Source organism: Microbacterium enclense (genome assembly GCF_001456955.1).
GTDB lineage: Bacteria > Actinomycetota > Actinomycetes > Actinomycetales > Microbacteriaceae > Microbacterium > Microbacterium enclense.
In genome coordinates this window covers 140,180-157,433 of the sequence record NZ_KQ758474.1, presented here as the reverse complement: position 1 = coordinate 157,433, position 17,254 = coordinate 140,180, and the positions used below count along the sequence as shown (strand labels likewise).

Genomic DNA, 17,254 nt, shown 5'->3' with positions numbered 1-17,254 from the left:
CGCCGCGCCGGTCGCGGCGTTTCTGCGTCGCGGAACATCGAGTCGCGGCCGGGGCCGGCCACGCAATACCGGGTGGCATCGGACCGCCGTCCGCGGCATCCATTCGTCGAGCATTCACGACACGTCGCACGGGCCGCATCCGCTAGGGCTTCTGCGGGACACTCGATCAGGGCGGCGACCGCAGCCGCAGCATCACACCGACATCACGCCGCGCCGAAGAGGGCGCGGCAGACAGAAGGGCAGAGCATGGCGCTCGTCATGGGAGTCGATTCGTCGACGCAGTCGTGCAAGGTCGTCGTGGTCGACGCCGAGACCGGACGTGTGGTGCGCGAAGGGCGAGCGTCGCACCCCTCCGGCACCTCGGTAGACCCCGAGGCGTGGTGGAGCGCGCTCCAGGATGCCATCGCCCAGGCGGGCGGTCTCGACGACGTCGCGGCGGTGTCGATCGCCGGTCAGCAGCACGGCATGGTCGTGCTGGATGCCGAGGGGAACGTCATCCGCGATGCCCTGCTGTGGAACGACACCCGTTCCGCGCAGGCGGCCCGCGACCTCATCGACGAGGTCGGCGCCGACGCCTTCGCCGAGCGCACCGGTGCCGTGCCGGTCGCCTCGTTCACCGGCACGAAGCTGCGGTGGCTGCGGGATGCGGAGCCCGACAACGCCGCGAAGGTCGCCGCCGTCGCCCTGCCGCATGACTGGCTCACCTGGCGTCTGCGCGGGTTCGGCCCGGGCGATGCGGCGCTCGACGAACTCGTCACCGATCGTTCCGACGCCTCGGGCACCGCGTACTGGGGTGCCGACGGCTACGACCTCGACCTCTTCCGCCGCGCGTTGGGCCAGGACGCGGTGCTGCCGCGCGTCCTCGGCCCGTGGCAGAGCGCGGGGACCCTGCCCGGCGGCGCCGTCGTCGGGCCGGGCGCCGGAGACAACGCCGGCGCGGCGCTCGGGCTGGGCGCGGGCGTGGGCGACGTCGTGGTGTCGCTCGGCACCTCCGGCACGGTGTTCGCCGTCGCCGACGCGCCCACCCATGACACCACCGGCACGGTCGCCGGGTTCGCCGATGCGACGGGCAGGTTCCTGCCGCTCGTGGCCACCCTCAACGCCGCCCGTGTGCTCGACGCCGTCGCCGGACTCCTCGGTGTGACGCACGACGAGCTGGGCGCTCTCGCCCTCGAGGCCGAGCCCGGCGCCGGCGGCGTCGTGCTCGTGCCGTGGTTCGAGGGGGAGCGCACGCCGAATCTGCCGCACGCCCAGGCGTCGCTGACGGGGCTCACCCTGGCATCCACGAACCGCCCGAACCTCGCCCGCGCGGCGATCGAAGGGATGCTGAGCGGCCTGGCCGTCGGGCTCGAGGCCATTCAGGCTCAGGGCGTCGAGGTGCGGCGCATCCTGCTGATCGGCGGCGCGGCCGCCAACGACGCGGTCGCCCGCATCGCCGCGCAGGTCTTCGACGCCGAGATCGTCGTGCCGGCCGCGGGGGAGTACGTCGCCCTCGGCGCGGCGCGGCAGGCGGCCGGTGTGCTGGCGGGCGGTCCCGTCGACTGGGCCGTCGCCACGACGCGCGCCGTCGAGCCCGACCACCGCCCGTCGATCCGCGACCGCTACGACGTCGTCGCGGGTCTGCGTGCGGCAGAGTAGACCTGGGGCCGCCGGCATCTTGTAAGGGGGATGCCGGCGGTCTCAGCCCGTGACCGGCGCTCGTGATCCGCCACCCGGCGCGTCGACGGGATGCCGGTCGTCTCAGCCCGCGGCCGGCCGCCGTCGTCAACCACCTGGCGCGTCCACGCTGCCGCGCCGTACGGTCCTGCCATGACTCGCATCCGCCTGCACGCGCCCACCCTCCAGCGCGACGTCGACGTCGATGCCGCCGACGACCTCATCGAGGCCGAGGGGATGACCTGGGTCCGCGACGGAGACGTCGACGGCCTGCCGCGCTACGTGCCCGTCGCCGCGGGCTGAGGCGTCGCCGGCATGCGGATCGGGGCGTCGTCGGGCTGAACGCGCACGTACGACGGCTGGCGCGCCGCCCGAACCCACGCGTAGGTGCGCGCACCCGGGACGGGGTGGCGAATCGCGTCGAAGCGCAGGCCTTCGTCGGCTTGATCCGGGTCGAGCCGCACCTCGAGCTCGGCGAACGGATGCCACGGCCCCCATGCCGTCGCGTGACCGAGCGTCAGCACCCACGGTGCGGTGTCGCGGGTGGGGAGCTCGCGTGGATCCGTCGCCGGGGGCTGCCCCGACCGCGTGCGCGCGATGAGGAGGACCGGACCGCGGTCGCCCCGATAGGGCAGCAGGATGCCGAGACGCGCGCGTTCCGCGCGGCGATGCGCGAGCAGGGTGAAGCGCAGGGGCACGTTCCAGCCGGTCGAGGCGAACTCGATGTCGGCGGGTCGGCCCGCGACCTCGAACCTCACGGCCAGGCCGATCACATCGGGCAGCGGCGCGGGGAGGCCGATCGAGCGCGAGAGGCGCGCGACGACGGGGACCGGTCGCGTCGGGGCATCGTCGACGAACGCGAGGCCGGCGGGCCGAGCGCCCTGCAGCCACCGCATCTCTCCACCGAGAACGACTCCCCGGCTGTGGATCGGGCGCGGGTTGCGCAATCGCTGCGCGACCGTGAACGCGCGCGCCAGGGCGGATCCCGCGGCACGAGCGACAGGTGCGCGGGTGGGGGAAGTGATGCCGGTGGGCGGGTTCATGCCGACATCGCACCCCGGCGGGGCGAGTCTTCCGAGGGGGTTGCGCGCCGGCGTGCGGCGGCGAGGAACTGTGGGTATCCGGCCTCGCAGAAGGGCGGATCACGGCGCTCGGACGGAATGCGACAGCCTCAGGACAGTGTGCGATGCCGGTCGGCGACGGACCTATGAATCCGTTGTGGGAATTTGTGGTGAGAGGTAACTTAATCGGAAGTTAGCGCTCACACCCCCCCCCCGGATCGTGGGCGCGACGCTCCATCCCGGAGCGATCTCTTCCGGCAAAGGAGCCGTGACATGATCGACCGTTCCCCGACGACGTCCCCGCGTGGCCGCCTCCGCCTCCGCCCCGGCGCCGCCCTCGGCCTCGCCGCGGAGGTCCGCACGTCGTACGACGCGCGATCCTGCGGCTGATGAGCGGCCACGAACTGCTCCCCACGACGTCTTACCGGGTCCGGGCTCTCACCGGCCCCGGTACGACCGGCGGCTCCTCGGGGCCGACGAACTCCCCACACCGACGAAGGAGAGAGAACGTGCAACGAACACACACGCGACGCACCCCGTTCCGGGCGCTCGCACTGGCTGCGGCCGGGGTGCTGCTGGCGGCGGGTTTCGCCGTCACCACCCCCGCCAACGCCGCGCAGGAAGAACTCATCGCCAACGGCGGCTTCGAGAACGGCACGACGTCGTGGTTCTCGAACAACGGCAACGCAGCCGACGGGGCCACCCTGGCATCCACGACCGACGCCTACTCCGGGTCGCAGGCGATCCGCGTGACGCAGCGCAAGACCACCGGCTCGGGGCCGATGCAAGACCTGTCGGGCAAGCTGCAGGCGGGCCAGACCTACACGGTCAAGGCGCGCGTGAAGTACGACAACCCCGAAAGCCCCGCGACGAAGCAGTTCTTCGTCACGATGCACTACGGCGGCGGCACCTACACCAACCTCGGCAGTGCCACCCCGGCGCGCGGGGAGTGGGGCTACGTCAACTCCACCTTCACCATCCCCGCCGGCCAGAGCGTCGCGACGACCCGCCTGTTCGTCGAGACCCCGTGGACCTCGGCCGCGAACGCGGCGGCCGCTCCGGCCACCCACCTCATGGACTTCACCGTCGACGACGTCTCCCTCGTCGGTGCGGCACCGCCCGCAGCGCCGTCGAAGACCATCGAGGTCGTCGGCAAGCTCCCCGGCGAGCACAACCCGCTGATGGGCCACAAGTTCGGTGCCGACGGCTACGGGTTCGTGCACGACGGCCGCGTGTACATGTACATGACGAACGACACGCAGGGCTACGCTCCCGACTCCAACACCGGCATCTCTCCGCAGATCAACTACGGCGCGATCAACCAGATCACGCTGATCTCGTCGGACGACCTCGTCAACTGGGTCGACCACGGTGAGATCCAGGTCGCGGGCCCGAACGGTATCGCCCCCTTCACCGGCAACTCGTGGGCTCCGGGCATCGAGAGCAAGGTCGTCAACGGCAAGGAGAAGTTCTTCCTCTACTACGCCAACGGCGGCGGCTCGAGCAACGTCGTGACCGGCGACTCCCCGCTCGGCCCCTGGACGAGCGAACGCACCAGCACGCTCATCAACAGCAGCACTCCCGGTGCGCAGGGCGTCAACTGGCTGTTCGACCCGGCTCCGCTGGTCGACGACGACGGCAAGCAGTACCTGTTCTTCGGCGGCGGCCCGGCCTCGACGAGCTTCCCGGCCGAGGAGCGCTTCAACAACCCCAAGAACATCCGCGTCATCGAGCTCGGCGACGACATGATCTCGACCAAGGGCACGGCGGCCGTGGTCGACGCGCCCGTCGCCTTCGAAGCGGCTCAGGTGTTCAAGCGCGGCGAGAAGTACTACCTGTCGTACTCGTCGCACTTCGGCGGCAACGACTTCGGTGGCAACCAGCCCCGCGTGCCCGGCTACCCCGGTGGCGGCGAGATCGGCTACATGATTTCGGACGACCCGATGTCGTGGCCCAAGGAGGCGTACGCCGGCGTGATGTTCCCGAACCAGTCGCAGTTCTTCGGTGCGGGTACCGGTGGCAACAACCACCAGTCGGCGTTCGAGTACGAGGGCAAGTACTACTTCTCGTACCACGCGCCCACGCTCAACAAGCGCATCAACGGCAACACCACGCAGGGCTACCGCAGCGCTCACCTGCAGGAGCTGACCTTCAAGGAAGACGGCACCGTCAACCAGGTCGTCGGCGACTACGCCGGTGTCGAGCAGGTGCGCGACTTCAACCCGTTCCGCACCTTCGAGGCGGAGACCCTCGGCTGGACCAAGGGCATCGCCACCGCGAAGATCGACGGCGGGTCGGCGGAGTTCGGTGCCGCGGCGCCCAACCTCGTCGTGAAGGACATCGACAACGGCGACTGGACGGGTCTGTCGTCGGTGGCGTTCGGTGAGAACGGCGCTGCCAAGGTGAGCGTCAAGGTCAAGCCGCTGCAGTCCGGCGGTTCGATCGACGTGCGCTCCGGCAGCGCCACCGGCCGGATCCTCGGGACGATCCCCGTCACCGGCGAGGCCGGTCAGTGGACCGAGCTGTCGGCAGACCTGGCGGGCGCCACCGGAACGCAGGACGTGTACTTCACGTTCAACGGCCCGACCGGCGACCTCTTCGAGATCGACACGTACGCGTTCACCGAGGCCGAGGCGGCACCGTCGCTCGACGTCGCGGCCGCGGCGTCGGTCCGGTGCATCGCGGGCAAGGCGTACGTCGCGGTGCAGGTGACGAACAACGACGACACCGCCGCCGCGGTGGAGGTCTCCTCGACCTACGGGACGAAGTCCTTCGCCTCGGTCGCGGCCGGCAAGGTCGCGTCGCACGTGTTCACGACCCGTCAGGTCGACCTCGCCGCCGGTGAGGTCGCGGTCACCGCGACCGCGACGGTCGACGGCCAGCAGGTGGGATCCCAGGTGAGCGCCGCCTACCCGGCACGCTCCTGCGGCTGAGCCTGCGCCTCCCGGTGCGGGCTCCGGGCCCGCACCGGGAGGCATCCCCCTCCGGTCCCTCGACACGGCACGCCGCGCCGAGGGGCGCCCGATAACCCTCCTCTTCGACGACCGGACAGTCCGGTGGTCGTCTGTCGCGACCGGCATCCGCGCCGGTCGGAAAGTGAAGCAACCATGAAGTCGTCCCAGGGCCTCTCCGCCCGCCTCGCCGTGGCCGCCGTCGGTGGCCTCCTGCTCGCCGGTACCGCCGGTGCCGCCTTTGCCGCCGACGAGTTCGGCGACAGCGACGTCGACGTGAACGTCGACATCGCCCCCGTGGTCGCGCCGGGCTCGCTGAGCATGACCGTCGCGGGCACGAGCGCGACGCTGACCGAGGTCGCCTCGGGTGACGCCCTGCTCCGCCAGTTCGACGGCACGCTGCCGACCGTGACGGTCACCGACACCCGCGCCGTCGACGACATCGGCGCCGACCGTTGGTGGTACGTGCTCGGTCAGGCCACCGACTTCGTCGGCGATGCCGGACAGCCCGCCATCGGTGCCGGTCACCTCGGCTGGACCCCCGACGTCATCGACGACGGAGACGGACTCGTGCTCGAAGGCGATCAGGTTGACACCGTCGAAGACGGCGGCCCCAACGCGGTGGGTCTGGTCGACCAGGAGCTGCTGTACGGCGCCTTCGACTCGGCCGCCCTCGTCGACGCCGGCGGCACGTCGTGGACCGCGAACGCGTCGCTCTTCCTCAAGACGGGCGCCGATGTGGCTCCCGGGTCGTACTCGTCGACCCTGACGCTCTCGCTGTTCGAGGACGCCATCGGCTGATCACGTCGCACATCGGCAGGGGCGGGCTCCTCCGGGGGCCCGCCCTTCTGCGCGACGCACGCGGATGCTGGTGGCCCGTGGTTCCGGAGACGTCGAGGCCGGCCCTCAGTGCACGGCATCCCTCAGAGACCCGTCCACCCACCGCTCGACGTCTCGCGGGCGGCGCAGGCGCACCACCGGCAGGTCGGAGCGCACGGCCGCGACCCGGTCGCGGTAGACGTTGCGCGTCGAGAACGACCAGCGCACGATGTGTTCGGGGTCGGTGAAGAACGTGTGGAACGGCGGCTCGACGTTGCCGTTCCACAGTTGCTGTCGCGTCATGCGTCGCCGCACCGTCCGCGCGACGACGCGGGGCAGGGTCACGGTCGCGAACGGCAGATCGAGCCAGACCAGGAGGTCTGCGCGCGCGGTCAGAAGCGGGCGCGCGCCGCCGTACTGCCACTCCGTGACCCACTCGTCGCGCGCGACGAAGGCGCGCACGTCGTCGAGGAACTCCGGCCGCGGCGTCCAGTCCCGACCGTGGAACAGCGCGTCGATCTCGACGTGCGGGATGCCGACCACCTCGGCGATGCGCGCCGACAGCGTCGTCTTGCCGACGCCCGAAACCCCGGCGACGACGATGCGCCGCGGGCGCGCGGGCAGCGGGTCGGTGGCGTGGAGCATCCGTCCACGCTACGCCGCGCAGCGCTTCGCGCCCAGGCCGCGTCGCTGCCGGGACCGCAGGTCTGCCGGGAGGGGCGGATTCGGGGCGACTTCGGCCGTTCGGGGCGGGATTTCTCCGCCCCGAGTGGCGGATCGCGCCCCGAACCGACGGTGGGGAGGGCGGCCTACAGCCGCTGCCCCAACGCCCACAGCCGGTCGGCGCGGCCCGAGATCGCCTCCGACAGTGCGAAGGCCTGCGAATCGGTGAGGGATGCCACGTAGTCGACGATCCCGCGGCTTCGCGCGAGCGTCTCGGCTTCGGCATCCGAGGGTCGACGGTCGCCGGGGAGGGCCGCGTACTGCTCGCGGGCGAGCGCGATGAGCTCGCGCAGGCGCCGCGGGGTGCGGGCGCGGTCGAGGTCGTCATCGAGCCATTCGCCCAGCGCCCGCACCGAGCGGGCGAGGATGCGACTCATGCCGCGTTGCTGGATCGCCAGGTCGGGGCGGCTCAGCACGAAGCGCTTGTGCACGAACTTCAGCACCTCGACGTGGTGCCAGGCCCATGGCGACAGCACGACGGGCCCGGCGCGCGGGGTGTCGAGCGGACGCAGGCGCGCCGACTCCTGGAATCGACGGATCCACCGGTCGGTGAAGCCTGCGAGGCGGCGCTCCGCCGTCAGCGAGCCGTCGAAGGGGCGGGCGAGCAGGTCGGTGACCATCTCGGCATCCACGTCGCTCACCGCGGCGAGGAAGGCCTCGTCGTCGGCGATCCACGGGTCGTCGCGGCGCATCTTGCGGCGCAACCTCTCGAGACCGGCGCCCGGAGCGAGCTCGGCGCGCACCTCGGCGTCGTCGCGCTCGCGCCACTCGAGCACGTCATCGAGCCAGCCGCGGAACTCGGCCGCGATGGGAGCGTGATCCAGGATGCCGGCGCGATAGAAGTCGTCGACGTCGTGCACCGAGTACGCGATGTCGTCGGCGAGGTCCATCACGGCGCCCTCGATGCTCTGGCGCAGGGGCTCGGCATCCACGCCCTCCCGGGCGGCGTCGAGATCGGCGAGGTCGAGGTCGTAGGCGGAGTACTTGTGCACGCGATACGCCCCGTCGGAGGAGCGACGGATGCCACGGGGCGGGCCGATCCGCTCGACGTCAGCCGCCTCGACGGACGGGGCCCACGGATACTTCGCCGAAGCGGCGCGCACGGCCGCCGTGAGGTTCAGACCGCGCGGGGCGTCCTCGACCACATCGAGCGCGGTGAGGATGCGGTAGGTCTGCGCGTTGCCCTCGAAGCCGTCGGAGAGGCCCAGCTCGGTGCGCGCGAGGCGGTCGAGCGTCGATTCGCCGAGGTGCCCGAAGGGCGGGTGGCCGAGATCGTGCGCGTAGGCGGCGGCCTCGACGACGGTGGCGTTGCACACGTCGCCCTCGCCGGCCTGCCGCGAGCGGGTGTTGAGCTGCAGCGCGACGACGCGCGCGATCGCGCTGACCTTGAGCGTGTGCGTGAGGCGGTTGTGCACGGGCGCTCCGCCGATCGACGGCGACACGACCTGGGTCACGGCCGATAGGCGCGAGAAGTACGGCGAGAACTGGATGCGCTCCAGGTCGATCGACCACGGATCGGCGCGGGCGTCGTCGCGATCGGGGTGGATGCGGGATGCCGGGTTGCCGACGATGGCGTCGGGCGCTGACGCGGTGCCGGGCGCTGATGCGGTGCCGGGCGCTGATGCGGTGCCGGGCGCTGATGCGGCGGGGCGCGAGTCCGTGGCCGGGGGAGCGGTCTCGTCGTGCAGTGTCATCGGATCCTTCCGCGGCGTCGATGGCGTGGGTCCACGCTAACGCGGATGCGGTACGGGAGCTCGTGGGGAGCCTCCTCGCGCACGACTCCGGTCCACGTCGGTGCGGGACGTGTCGAGGGGTTCCCGGGCACGGCCCCGTCGACATCGGCGCGGGGACTGTCGAGGTGTCTCCGAGCACGTCAGCCGATGTCGGTGCAGGGAGTGTCGAGGATTCCCGGGCACGACTCCTGCATATCTCAGTGCCCGCAGTGACGGAGCCGCCCCGCGGCCCCGGTCTTCAGGAGCTGTGCACCCGCTCCGGAACGCGACGCCCACCGTCGTGCGGGAGCAGGACCGGTTCGGGGCGGTGGCCGGGGCGTGCACAACTCCTGCGGAAGCCGGTGCGACAGCGCGGTGCGGCCTTGAAGCGTCGCGTTCTGCAGGAGTCATGCGCGGGCGGGCGGTTGCACGCAGCGGCCCGCCCACGCGAGGCAACCGGGGCCGTCAGTCCCGCCGCACCTCCACGTCGACGACGCGCGCATCGCCGACGCTTAGCTCGTACAACGGGCCGGTGATCCGCAGTGCCACCGCCTCATCGACCTCGGCGCATGAGGGCCCGAGGCGGAGCTCGACGTCGCCCGGCTCGACGACGCGGCGCATCGCGCGGTCGCTGTAGGCCAGCCGCGACGCGGGCACCGTGAAGCGCACCTCGGCGCTCTCGCCGGGCTCGAGGTCGACACGGGCGTAGGCCACCAGCTGTGCGACGGGGCGCGTGACGCTGGCGACGGCGCGATGCGCGTAGACCTGCACGACGTCGGCACCGTGCCGGGCTCCGGTGTTCGTCACGCGAGCCGACACGGTGAAGGCGTCGCCCGCGCGAACGTCGGCGACAGTTCCGGAGCCCGGCACCTCGACCGCCGCGATGCCGCTCGAGACCGCGGCCGAACCGGACACCCCGTCCGCCCGCAGATCCCCGCGCTCGAACGTCGTATACGAGAGCCCGAACCCGAACGGCCGCACGGGCGTCGGGTCGGTGCTCGTCACCCCCGACGGCCCGCCGAGCAGAGGGTGCAGGTACGAGTACGGCTGCGCACCGGCCGAGCGGGGGAGCGAGACGGGCAGGCGGCCCGAGGGGGTTGCATCCCCCGCCAGCAACGCCGCGAGCGCCGGCGCCCCCTCCTCACCGGGGAAGAAGGCCTGCAGCACCGCCGCGGGGCCGGACGCACCGTCGAGCGCCCAGTCCAGCGCGTAGGGCCGCCCGGTCAGCAGCACGAGCACCACCGGCGTGCCGGTCGCGACCACCGCCTCGACGAGCTCACGTTGCACGCCCGGCAGATCGAGCGAGTCGGCGTCGTTGCCCTCGCCGACGGTTCCGCGGCCGAAGAGGCCGGCGCGGTCGCCGACGACGACGATCGCGATGTCGGCAGCCTCGGCGGTGGCGACGGCCTCCGCGAAACCAGTGGTGTCGGAACCCTCGACGGCACAGCCCGCGGCGTACGAAACCGCCCCGAACCGCGAAGCCAGAGCCTCGCGCACCGTCGGCAGCGAGAACCCGAGGGGAACGCCGGGGTGGTGGGCGAGCACGTGGTTCGCGAACGAATAGCACCCCATCAGCGCCTCGCCGCTGTCGGCGTTCGGACCGATCACCGCGATGCGCCCCGGCGCGCGAAGCGGCAGCACGCCGTCGTTGCGCAGCAGCACCACACTTTCGAGAGCGAGACGGTGAGCGAGCGCCCGGTGCTGGGCGTCGTCGAGGTCGATCTCGGCCGGGGCATCGGTGAAGTCGGCATCCAGGAGTCCGAGGTCTTCCTTCTCGGTCAGCACGCGTGCGACGGCGCGGTCGACCACGGACTCCGGAAGGGCTCCGGATGCCACTCGCTCGGCCAGGTGCGGATACGCGTCGGGCCCGGGCAGCTCGACGTCGATGCCCGCCTCGAGAGCGAGCTGCGCCGCCTCGCCGAGCGAACCCGCGATGCCGTGCATCGACCGCAGGAACTCGACGGCGAAGTAGTCGGAGACCACCGTGCCGTCGAAGCCCCAGCGGCGTCGGAGCAGGTCGGTCAAAAGGTCGGGGTTCGAGGCGACGGGCACCCCGTCGATCTCGGTGTACGAGTTCATGACGCTGCGCACCCCGCCGTCGCGCACGGCCATCTCGAACGGCGGGAGGAAGACGTCCTGCAGCTCGCGTTGCCCGGCCGACACGGGCGCGTGATTGCGTCCGGCACGCGAGGCGGAGTAGCCCACGAAGTGCTTGAGCGTCGCGTGCACGCCGGCGCCCTGCAGCCCCCGCACGTAGGCGGTCCCGATGGTGCCGACCACGTAGGGGTCTTCCGCGATGCACTCGTCGACGCGGCCCCATCGCGCGTCGCGCACGACGTCGAGCACGGGAGCGAGCCCCTGGTGCACGCCGACCTCTCGCATGGAGCGTCCGATGGCGGATGCCATGAGCTCCACGGCATCCGGATCGAACGAGGCGCCCCAGGCGAGCGGCGTCGGGAACGTCGCCGCCTGCCACGCCGCGAAGCCCGTCAGGCACTCCTCGTGCACGAGGGCCGGGATGCCCAGACGCGTCTCGGTCTGCAGGCGGCGCTGCTCGCCCCACAGCCATTCGGCGCGCTCGACCGGATCGACCGGCCGCGTGCCGTAGACGCGGGTGAGGTGACCGAGGCCGTGCACCGTGGCATCCGTGTAGGCGGCGGTCGTGACCTTCTCGCCCGAGAGGGGGGCGACGACCTCGTCGCCCTGGTCGACCCAATAGCCCACGAGCTGCGCGAGCTTCTCGTCGAGGGTCATCTCGGCCACGAGCGCCTGCACCCGGGGGGAGACGCCCGCGGGGAGGGCAGCGCCGACGTCGGTGTTCTGGATGGTCATGATCGGATCAGCCCTTCACGGCGCCGGTCAGGCCGCCGACGATCCGCCGCTCGAAGACGCTGAAGAACAGCAGGGCGGGGATCATCGACAGCGAGGTGAACGCGAGCACGCGCGCGGTGTCGACGGAGTACTGCGAGGCGAACGCCTGGGTGCCCAGCGGCAGCGTGTAGGCGGCTTCGTTGTTGAGGATGAACAGCGGCAGCATGTACGAGTTCCAGCTGTTCACGAAGGCCAGGATGCCGACCGTCACCACCGCGGGAACGGCGAGCGGCAGCACCATGCGCCAGAAGAAGCCGAGCCGGCCGAGGCCGTCGATGGATGCCGCCTCCTGCAGTTCGTTCGGGATGGCGGCGAGGAACGGCGACAGGATGATGATCGTCAGCGGCAGCGCGAAGGCGATCTGCGGCACGACGACGCCGGCGAGAGAGTTCGTCAGCCCGAGGTTGCGCACGAGGATGTAGAGCGGCGTGATGGCCACCGTCATCGGGAACATCAGTCCCGCCGTGAACAGCGCGTACGTCGCACCGCGTCCGCGGAAGCGGTACCGGGCCAGGGCATAGGCCGCCATCATCCCGAGCGCGACGACGAAGAGCGTCGTCGCGACGGCGGCGATGGCGGAGTTGCCGACCTGGCCCCAGAACACGCCGCTGCCGAGCACGTCGGCGTAGTTCTGCCAGTTCCACACGGTCGGGAACCCGGCGGGGTCGACGGTGATCTCGGCGTTCGAGCGGAACCCGCCGAGGATGATGTACACGACCGGCGCGAGCATCATGCCGATCAGCAGCAGCGCGACGAACCCGACGAGCACCGACGAGCCGCGGTTCGCCCCGGCCGGACGCCGACGCGGAGCCTTCGCGCCGCGGGGTGTCACGAGGGTGGCGGTGGCGGTCATTTCGAGCCTCCCGTGAGAGCGCCGGCGGTGTCTCGGCGCAGAACGAAGCGCTGGTACACGAGGGCGACGGCGAGCGAGATGAGGAACATCACGACGGCGACGGCGCTGCCGTAGCCGAAGCTGCCGGCGTTGCGACCGTTGGCGACCATGTAGGTGGCCATGGTCGAGGTGCCGGCGGTCGAGGCGACGTACTGGCCCCAGATGATCCAGACGAGGTCGAACAGCTGCAGCGAGCCGATGATCGACAGGAACGCCCAGATGCGGATCGTGGGGCCCATCAGTGGCAGCACGATGTGGCGCTGGATCTGCCAATACGACGCGCCGTCGATGGCGGCCGCTTCGCTGAGCTCCTCGGGGATGCCCTGGAGACCGGCGAGGAAGAGGATCACGGCGAAGCCGATGTACTTCCACGTGATGATGATCAGCAGCGTCCAGATCGCCAGCGCGGGGTCGGAGATCCAGTCGGCACGGAGCGCGCCGAGGCCGATCTTCTCCAGCGCCCCGTTGAGCGCTCCGCCCGACTGCAGCATGAGCCCCCACCCGAGACCCACGACGACCTCGGAGATGACGTACGGCACGAAGATCAGCACGCGGATCAGCGACTGCGCCCGCATCTTGCGGTTCAGAAGTAGCGCGAGACCGAGCGCGAGCGGCCCCTGCAGCACGAGCGAGCCGATGACGATGAACGCGTTGTGGCCGAGCGCCTCGTGGAAGGCGGGGTCGGTGAGGATCGTGACGTAGTTGCGGACTCCGACGAAATCGACGGGGGTGCCGAAGCCCGACCAGCTGTAGAAGCCGTAGTAGGCCGCGAGCACGACGGGCAGGATGACGAACGACACGAACACCACCAGGGCGGGCCCGAGCAGGATCGCGAGCTCGCCGCGGATGCGCCAGTTCTCCGTACGTCGCCGCACGGGCGGCCGCCCGGCCGAGGGGGCACGGGTGGCGCCCTCCCCGGCCGGGCGGCGAGCGCCGGCCTCTGTCGCCTGGGAGGCGAGTTGGCTGGTCATGTGCGGTGTCCTCAGGAGCGCGCGGCGGCCGCGTTGACGCCGTCGACGATGCTCTGCGGGGTGCCCTTGCCGGCGAACATGTCGACCACGGCGACGTTCAGGGCGTTGCCGATGTTCTGGCCGTAAAGGGTGTCGAGCCACACCGAGACATACGGCGCGTCGGTGTAGGCCTCGAGCGCCGACTGCAGGGCGGGCGTGGTGACGGCGCCGGTCGCTTCGCTGGAGGCGGGGATCGTCTGGAAGGCGTCGGCGTAGCGCTCCTGGTTCTCCTGGTTCACGAGGAAGTTCAGGAAGTCGGTGCACTGCGCGGGAGCGTTGACCCAGCACGAGTAGCCGTCGACGCCGCCCATGATGGCGCCCTCTTCGCCGTCACCGCCGGGAACCTCGGGGAACGGGAACCAGCCGAGGTCGGCGAGCGGCTGCTCGTCGGGTGTCAGCGATGCGATCACGCCGGGGTTCCACGCGCCCATGAGCTCCATGGCGGCCTGGTGGTTGGCGAGCAGACCCGCCGACGACCCCGCGCCCTGCTGGGCGGCTGTGGTCAGGAAGCCCTCGTTGAACGGCTGCGTCTCGAGGAACGACTGCAGGTTCTCGCCCGCCTCGAGCCAGCACGGGTCGTCGAAGCTGCGGCTCTCGGCCGCGGCATCCAGGACGTCCTTCGAACAGGCGCGCAGGGCGAAGTTGTAGTACCAGTGCGCGGCGGGCCACGCGTCCTTCGCGCCGACGGCGATGGGAGCGACGCCGGTCGCGCGGATCTTCGCGTTCGCGGCCTCGAGGTCGCTGATGGTCGCGGGAGCGGCGGTGACGCCGGCGGCGGTCAGCAGGTCCTGCGAAGTGAAGATGCCGGAGGGGAGCACGGCGACGGGCATGCCGTAGTTCTTGCCGTCGACCTCGAACGCGCCGAGCGAGGTGCCGAGCGCCGTCTTGGCCTCGGGGGAGATCTTGTCGGTAAGGTCCATCGCCTGGCCGGCCTCGACGATGTCGGCGAGCTTGCCGCCGCCGCGCGCCATGAACAGGTCGGGGGCGTCTCCGGAGTTCAGTGCGGTCTGGAGCTTGCCGTCCATCTCCTCGTTCTGCAGGGACTGGATCTCGATGGTCACACCGGGGTTGGCCTCTTCGAAGGCGGCGGCGGTGTCTTCCCAGTACTGCTTGCCGTCGCCGGTGGTGGAGTTGTGCCACAGCGTGAGGGTGACGGAGCCGTCGGCGTTCTGCCCGCTGCCGCCGCCGGCGCAGCCGGCGAGGGCGAGGGTGCCGGCGACGGCGAGGGCCGTTCCGGCGAGGATCGTGCGCGTGTTCATGTGAGTCCCGTTTCTCTTCGTCGAGGTGCGTCCGCGGGGGAGCGCCGGTTGTCATCGGCGGCGATGCCGTTGTGCGGGGCGGTGCGGCGGCCCCGGGTCTGAGCAGTGTGACCCGGCGCGGGAAGGTCGTCAAACGTTTTCGAAAATGTTTTCCACGCTAGGGTCGAATGCCATGACCAGACGCGCGACCATCCACGACGTCGCCGCGGCGGCCGGTGTCTCGGTGGCCACGGTGTCGAAGGCCGTGAACGGCCGTTACGGGGTGTCGCCCGCGACGGTCGGGAAGGTCCTGGATGCCGTGAAGTCGCTCGGCTACGAATCCAGCCTCGTCGCCAGCAGCATGCGCTCGCGCCGCACGGGCGTGATCGGGGTGCTCGTCGCCGACATCGAGCCGTTCTCGGCCGAGATCCTCAAGGGCGTCGGGGGAGCGCTCTCCGACACCGGATACGACCTGCTCGCCTACACCGGCGCGCGGCGCGACGGCGAGGGGTGGGAACGGCGCTCGCTCAGCCGCCTCAGCGGCACCCTGATCGACGCGGCCATCATCGTCACCCCCACCGTCGTCAACGTCGCGGGCGAGGTGCCGATCGTCGCGATCGACCCGCACACCGGCCGCGGCGACGTGCCGACGGTCGAGTCCGACAGCTACACCGGCGCGCAGCAGGCGGTGCACTACCTCCTGCAGCTCGGCCACCGCCGCATCGGCTTCATCGCGGGCCGCCCCGATCTGCGGTCGGCGGTGGCCCGCGCCTCGGGTTATCGCGCCGCGCTGTCGGCCGCCGGCATCCCGTTCGATCCGGCCCTGGTGGGCGTGGGGCGGTACGAGCAGGACGTCGCGCGCGAAGCGGCGGAGGCTATGCTCGCGCTCGCCGATCCGCCCACGGCGGTCTTCGCCGCGAACGACCTCTCGGCGCTGTCGATCGTCGAGGTCGCCCGCGCGCGCGGGCTGCGTGTGCCCGAAGACCTCTCGGTCGTGGGGTTCGACGACGTGCCAGAGGCCGCCCGCGCCCAGCCCGGCCTGACGACGGTGCGCCAGCCGATGAAGCGCCTCGGCGCCGAGGCCGTGCGCATGGTGCTCGCCCTGCTCGCGGGCGACGACCTGCCCGAGACCCACATCGAACTGCCCACGCGCCTCGTCGCCCGCGGCACGACGGCGCCGCCGCGGACGCGCTGAGCCGGGTGGGCGCCGGGCCGGCGGCGGGTTGTGCCGCGCTCCGGAGCCTTGCGCCCTGTGGGGCGCTTCGGGCGGGCCCGAGCGGGTTATGCCGCGCTCCGGAGTCTTGCGCTCGGTGGGGCGGTGCGGCGGGGTGGCGGGGGTGGTTTCGGGCGGTTTGTCCGGAGCGCGGCACGGCGCAGGGCCGCGCAGCATCGGCACGCGCCGCCGCGGCCGCGGCCGCGCGCCCCCCGGCAGACGCGCGCCACCTCAGTCCGCACACCCCGACCCCGCACGCCCCGGCCACCCGTGCACTCCCCGGCCAGCCGCCACGACCCGTCCCGGGCGAAGACCGAACAGCCCCGGCTCAGCGCGCGGCGAGCCGGTACAGCACCTCGGGGCGGCCGCGGGCGCCGAAGCGGTGTGAGACGTCGACCTCGCCGCGAGCCACGAGCACGTCGAGATACCGCCGCACCGTGGCGCGCGACGCGCCCGACGCGGCGGCGATGTCGCGCGCGCTCGTGGGGGTCACGGGGTGGAGAGCTGCGCGGATGGTGTTCATGGTCGACTCGGCGACCCCTTTGGGGAGGAGGGGATCGGATGCCGTGACCGTGCGCACGGGAGCGGTCGCCGGTCCCACGAGCCGGTCGATGTCGCCCTGGCCCATGCTCACCGGGACCTCGGCGGGGCGCTCGGCGCGACCGCGGCGGTACTCCTCGAGACGGCGCACGAACGCTTCGCGGGTGAACGGCTTGGCGAGGTACCCGACGACGTGCGCGGCGGCGGCCTGGCGGATCGTGAGCGTGTCGCGCGCCGAGCTGATGACGAGCACGTCGACGTCCCACTCGCGCACGAGTCGCAGCCGGTGCAGCACCTCGACGCCGCTGAAGTCGGGGAGGTTCATGTCGAGCAGCACGAGGTCGACGTCGGTCCCGGTCGCCAGCGCCGCCCCCGCCACCCCCGTGCGCGCGGTGCCCACGAGCCGGAACCCGGGCAGCGCCTCGAGGTACGCGGTGTGCAACCGCACCACCGCGGGGTCGTCGTCGACGATGATGGTGCGGATCACGGCATCCGGGGTCATCCGCGCCCCCTGCCGATGTGTCGAGCGTCCACGACACGCCGCGTCGTCCGACGTGCACCGGCCCGC

Annotated in this window: 13 protein-coding genes; 5 read left to right on the top strand and 8 right to left on the bottom strand. The window is 71.7% G+C overall.

What is annotated here, in order from left to right; translation table 11 throughout:
• The first annotated feature begins 246 nt into the window (after nt 1–246).
• A complete protein-coding gene (gene xylB / locus AS029_RS15035) occupies nt 247–1,638 on the top strand; it encodes a xylulokinase (protein ID WP_058233405.1) in 1,392 nt (463 codons plus the stop codon).
• Between the two features lie 171 nt (nt 1,639–1,809).
• On the top strand, nt 1,810–1,959 hold the full coding sequence (locus AS029_RS17720; RefSeq protein ID WP_167345287.1) for a hypothetical protein: 150 nt from the start codon (nt 1,810–1,812) through the stop codon (nt 1,957–1,959).
• On the opposite strand, the gene AS029_RS15030 is transcribed toward AS029_RS17720, so the two are convergent.
• Nucleotides 1,935–2,699 (bottom strand): hypothetical protein, encoded by a 765-nt coding sequence (locus AS029_RS15030; RefSeq protein WP_058233404.1) that lies wholly within the window; start codon nt 2,697–2,699, stop codon nt 1,935–1,937. The two genes, AS029_RS17720 and AS029_RS15030, sit on opposite strands and share 25 nt — an antisense overlap.
• 527 nt (nt 2,700–3,226) lie before the next feature.
• Between AS029_RS15030 and AS029_RS15025 the strand changes: the two genes are divergently transcribed.
• Together AS029_RS15025 and AS029_RS15020 are read left to right on the top strand one after the other, a co-directional pair.
• The gene (locus tag AS029_RS15025) at nt 3,227–5,650 is read left to right on the top strand and encodes a family 43 glycosylhydrolase (protein ID WP_058233403.1); all 2,424 of its coding nucleotides are present in this window, start codon (nt 3,227–3,229) and stop codon (nt 5,648–5,650) included.
• A gap of 174 nt (nt 5,651–5,824) precedes the next feature.
• Nucleotides 5,825–6,469 carry a hypothetical protein gene (locus tag AS029_RS15020; RefSeq protein WP_058233402.1) on the top strand — a complete coding sequence of 215 codons (645 nt, stop codon included), beginning with the start codon at nt 5,825–5,827 and terminating at the stop codon, nt 6,467–6,469.
• 105 nt (nt 6,470–6,574) lie between these two features.
• On the opposite strand, the gene AS029_RS15015 is transcribed toward AS029_RS15020, so the two are convergent.
• The 6 genes from AS029_RS15015 to AS029_RS14990 all read right to left on the bottom strand — a co-directional run bounded on the left by AS029_RS15015 (nt 6,575) and on the right by AS029_RS14990 (nt 14,954).
• Nucleotides 6,575–7,132: a P-loop NTPase family protein gene (locus tag AS029_RS15015; protein WP_058233401.1), complete on the bottom strand. Its 558-nt coding sequence runs from the start codon at nt 7,130–7,132 to the stop codon at nt 6,575–6,577.
• A gap of 164 nt (nt 7,133–7,296) precedes the next feature.
• Nucleotides 7,297–8,904, bottom strand: a complete 1,608-nt coding sequence (locus AS029_RS15010) for a deoxyguanosinetriphosphate triphosphohydrolase family protein (RefSeq protein ID WP_058233400.1) — start codon at nt 8,902–8,904, stop codon at nt 7,297–7,299.
• A gap of 483 nt (nt 8,905–9,387) precedes the next feature.
• Entirely contained in the window at nt 9,388–11,754 is a 2,367-nt protein-coding gene (locus AS029_RS15005) for a beta-xylosidase/alpha-l-arabinosidase (RefSeq protein WP_058233399.1), read from the bottom strand.
• Between the two features lie 7 nt (nt 11,755–11,761).
• Entirely contained in the window at nt 11,762–12,646 is an 885-nt protein-coding gene (locus tag AS029_RS15000; protein WP_058233398.1) for a carbohydrate ABC transporter permease, read from the bottom strand.
• Nucleotides 12,643–13,656, bottom strand: a complete 1,014-nt coding sequence (locus tag AS029_RS14995; RefSeq protein ID WP_058233397.1) for a carbohydrate ABC transporter permease — start codon at nt 13,654–13,656, stop codon at nt 12,643–12,645. Before AS029_RS14995 ends, AS029_RS15000 begins: the two co-directional genes overlap by 4 nt.
• Nucleotides 13,657–13,667: 11 nt before the next feature.
• Entirely contained in the window at nt 13,668–14,954 is a 1,287-nt protein-coding gene (locus AS029_RS14990) for an ABC transporter substrate-binding protein (protein ID WP_058233396.1), read from the bottom strand.
• A gap of 172 nt (nt 14,955–15,126) precedes the next feature.
• Between AS029_RS14990 and AS029_RS14985 the strand changes: the two genes are divergently transcribed.
• Nucleotides 15,127–16,128: a LacI family DNA-binding transcriptional regulator gene (locus tag AS029_RS14985; protein ID WP_058233395.1), complete on the top strand. Its 1,002-nt coding sequence runs from the start codon at nt 15,127–15,129 to the stop codon at nt 16,126–16,128.
• Nucleotides 16,129–16,474: 346 nt separating this feature from the next.
• Here AS029_RS14985 and AS029_RS14980 read toward each other — a convergent pair whose 3' ends face one another.
• Nucleotides 16,475–17,188 (bottom strand): response regulator, encoded by a 714-nt coding sequence (locus tag AS029_RS14980; RefSeq protein ID WP_058233394.1) that lies wholly within the window; start codon nt 17,186–17,188, stop codon nt 16,475–16,477.
• Between the last annotated feature and the right edge of the window lie 66 nt (nt 17,189–17,254).

What these genes read in the sequence shown, in the direction of transcription:
- AS029_RS15005 (WP_058233399.1), bottom strand. Translation starts at nt 11,754, where the DNA reads ATGACCATCCAGAACACCGACGTCGGCGCTGCCCTCCCCGCGGGCGTC.
- AS029_RS14990 (WP_058233396.1), bottom strand. Translation starts at nt 14,954, where the DNA reads ATGAACACGCGCACGATCCTCGCCGGAACGGCCCTCGCCGTCGCCGGC.
- AS029_RS14985 (WP_058233395.1), top strand. Translation starts at nt 15,127, where the DNA reads ATGACCAGACGCGCGACCATCCACGACGTCGCCGCGGCGGCCGGTGTC.
- AS029_RS15030 (WP_058233404.1), bottom strand. Translation starts at nt 2,699, where the DNA reads ATGAACCCGCCCACCGGCATCACTTCCCCCACCCGCGCACCTGTCGCT.
- AS029_RS17720 (WP_167345287.1), top strand. Translation starts at nt 1,810, where the DNA reads ATGACTCGCATCCGCCTGCACGCGCCCACCCTCCAGCGCGACGTCGAC.
- AS029_RS15000 (WP_058233398.1), bottom strand. Translation starts at nt 12,646, where the DNA reads ATGACCGCCACCGCCACCCTCGTGACACCCCGCGGCGCGAAGGCTCCG.
- AS029_RS14980 (WP_058233394.1), bottom strand. Translation starts at nt 17,188, where the DNA reads ATGACCCCGGATGCCGTGATCCGCACCATCATCGTCGACGACGACCCC.
- AS029_RS15015 (WP_058233401.1), bottom strand. Translation starts at nt 7,132, where the DNA reads ATGCTCCACGCCACCGACCCGCTGCCCGCGCGCCCGCGGCGCATCGTC.
- AS029_RS14995 (WP_058233397.1), bottom strand. Translation starts at nt 13,656, where the DNA reads ATGACCAGCCAACTCGCCTCCCAGGCGACAGAGGCCGGCGCTCGCCGC.
- xylB (WP_058233405.1), top strand. Translation starts at nt 247, where the DNA reads ATGGCGCTCGTCATGGGAGTCGATTCGTCGACGCAGTCGTGCAAGGTC.
- AS029_RS15020 (WP_058233402.1), top strand. Translation starts at nt 5,825, where the DNA reads ATGAAGTCGTCCCAGGGCCTCTCCGCCCGCCTCGCCGTGGCCGCCGTC.
- AS029_RS15010 (WP_058233400.1), bottom strand. Translation starts at nt 8,904, where the DNA reads ATGACACTGCACGACGAGACCGCTCCCCCGGCCACGGACTCGCGCCCC.